This window comes from Bradyrhizobium sp. Ses1, assembly GCF_059512365.1.
Genome location: NZ_JCAMOQ010000146.1, coordinates 1 through 2536 on the forward strand (window position 1 = coordinate 1; position 2536 = coordinate 2536).

Here is a 2536-nt window from a genome sequence, read left to right on the forward strand (position 1 = left end):
CTCATCCGCCGTGAGACGCGCGGAGTTAAATCACTGATTTGCCCGACGACGGAAGCGGAATGTTTTTCCTGCGAGGGGTGGACCGGGCAAATCATATTGATTGGCTTAAAGAAAATCCCGCCAACGATACGACGCCGTCATGCCCGGGCAAAAGCGCGAAGCGCGTCTTCGCGCAGATGTCCCGGGCATCCACGTCCTTTGCCTCCGCGCACGGGAGAGAACGTGGATGGCCGGGTCAAGCCCGGCCATGACGGAGGAGAGGATTGCGCAATGCGTCCCACTGTCATTCCGGGGCGATGCGAAGCATCGAGCTATGATGTGCAATTGCACATCAGAGAATCCATTTCTCCGCCTCCGCCTGCGGCTCGATAGATTCCGGGCTCGCGCCAAGAGGCGCGCCCGGAATGACGGTGGTGATTGTGGCCCCGCGAGCGGGCGGCTGATTGCGCCGCGGTGGTACAGTCAAAATTCCTGTAACCAGCGGCAGATAGGGAAGACGGGAGCTCGACAATGGCCGACGTTATTTCTGGCGTTAGGATCCCCGATAGCAAGATCGCCCGCGAGGCCGCCGAACTCGTGCGGCAACATGAAACCGAGATGTTCGCTTTGAGCCACCTGTGGCGAGCGCGCGGCGGACTATGCTTTTCGCCTTCGCTCTTGGCGAAGGCGAAAAGCTGATTTCGCCCTACGTCATCACGCCGCCCTCTTGCCGCTGTCGGCGTCGAGGCCGGCATAGATGCCGCGTTCGAAGCCGGCGAAGGCTTCCAGGCATTTGCCGTCGGCGAACGGCAACAGCTGCATCAGGATCACGCCGGTGACATCGCGCGCCGGATCGATCCAGTAATAGGTGTTGGCGAGGCCCGCCCAGGCGAGGCTGCCGGCGCTGCGTCCTTCCGGCGTCTTCAGAGTGTTGATGAGGAAGCTGAGGCCCCATTTCTTGTCCATGTCCGGATCGAGATCGACATGGTTGGACAAAGTAAGATCGGCCGAGACCATCTTGGTGACGTTCAGATCGCCCATGTGGTTCTGGCCCATCAGCGCCACCGTCTCCGGCTTCAGCACCTGGTTGCCGTTGCCGCGGCCTTTGCCCAGGATCATCCGCGTGAACTTGATGTAGTCGCCTGCAGTCGAATAGAGACCGCCGCCGCCCATATGGAATTCCGGCTCCTGCTCGAGCTCGAACGGGATCGGTGCCAGCGTCCCGTCGGGGGCTCTCGCATGCATGCCGACAAGGCGCTGGCGCATCGCATCGGTGATCTTGAATCCGGTATCGCTCATGCCGAGCGGCGCGAACAGGTGATCCCGCAAGTAGGCGTCAAGCCGCTTGCCGCTCGCCGCCTCGACGGCCTTGCCGATGAAATCGATATTGATGCCGTATTCCCAGCGCGTGCCGGGATCTGTCGTCAGCGGCAACTTCAGCGCATCGTTCTTGCAGGTGGTGACGGCGGGCATCCCGGTTTTTGCGAGATACTTGCCCATGTCATCGTTCCACATGTGGTAGCAGAAGCCCGCTGTGTGGGTCATCAGGTGGCGCAGCGTGATCGGCGTCCTGGCCGGCCGCAGCTTGGGCTCGCCGTCGGCATCGAAGCCTTCGAGCACTTGCGGTGAAGCCAGATCAGGCAGCACCTTGCCGATCGGTTCGTCCAGCGAGAGCTTGCCCTGCTCGACCAGTTGCATCGCGCCTGCGCTGGTCACCGCCTTCGTCATCGAGGCGATCCAGAACACGCTGTCCGTCGTCATCGCATCGTCTTTGCCGAGGTCGCGTTTGCCGAACGCGTTCTCGTAGATGATTTCGTTGCCGGTCGCGGCAATCGCGACCACGCCGGGGATTTCCTTCGCGTCGCATTTCTGACGGAGAAGCTGATCGATCTGAGCTTTGCTCTGCATGGGGCGCCTCCTAATTGTTGTTGTGGAGGCTTGATCTTCTTACCGTGTGGCGCGTCCCGCAAGCCGGCCGCTCGCGGATTTTGATTTCAGCGGAAATGCAGCGACCACAACCAGAAACCATCCACGATAACGTGATTTGGTATTGCTTCCCGTCAATGGTTTCGTGATGTAACGCATTCTAATTCCAAGGCAAACTATGCTTCTGGTCTGAATGTTTTGAAGCAAATGGTTGCTTTCGAAGTTGCAGGATGTGGCGATGATCTCGACGTGGAGTGAGTGGAAACGGTATCCCCGGCCCGGCCGGGGCGAGAACATCGAAGCCCCGATCAGCCCCGGCCTTTACGAGGTCCGTTACGCCGGCACCGGCGCGTTGCACTCCTTCGAAGCGGTCGACAATGTCGCGCAGGCGCTGGCGCTGCTCCAGGTCGCGCCCAGGTCGTGGTTCGGCCGCCGTGACCCGGCCAAGTTGCCGGACCTCGAATATCGCACCTGCGCGACGTCCTCAAAGGCCGATGCGAAGGCGGCGGCGGAACGTATGATCGGGCGTCGCGAAACCTATCTGAACGGCGCGGCCTAGGCTGTGTGGACTCTTGGGATTCTCAAATCAGACGGAACGTGATTCAAGGCTTTCTTTTAGGAGGAAGCCTTG

The 2536-nt window shown here is 60.6% G+C and carries 2 protein-coding genes; one reads left to right on the forward strand and one right to left on the reverse strand.

What is annotated here, in order from left to right; translation table 11 throughout:
• Positions 1-693 precede the first annotated feature (693 nt).
• Positions 694-1887, reverse strand: coding sequence for a serine hydrolase domain-containing protein (locus AC5ZG5_RS45970; RefSeq protein ID WP_456644236.1), 1194 nt, complete (start codon positions 1885-1887; stop codon positions 694-696).
• 256 nt (positions 1888-2143) lie between these two features.
• Between AC5ZG5_RS45970 and AC5ZG5_RS45975 the strand changes: the two genes are divergently transcribed.
• On the forward strand, positions 2144-2464 hold the full coding sequence (locus tag AC5ZG5_RS45975) for a hypothetical protein (protein ID WP_028162550.1): 321 nt from the start codon (positions 2144-2146) through the stop codon (positions 2462-2464).
• Positions 2465-2536 lie beyond the last annotated feature (72 nt).

What these genes read in the sequence shown, in the direction of transcription:
- AC5ZG5_RS45970 (WP_456644236.1), bottom strand. Translation starts at nt 1,887, where the DNA reads ATGCAGAGCAAAGCTCAGATCGATCAGCTTCTCCGTCAGAAATGCGAC.
- AC5ZG5_RS45975 (WP_028162550.1), top strand. Translation starts at nt 2,144, where the DNA reads ATGATCTCGACGTGGAGTGAGTGGAAACGGTATCCCCGGCCCGGCCGG.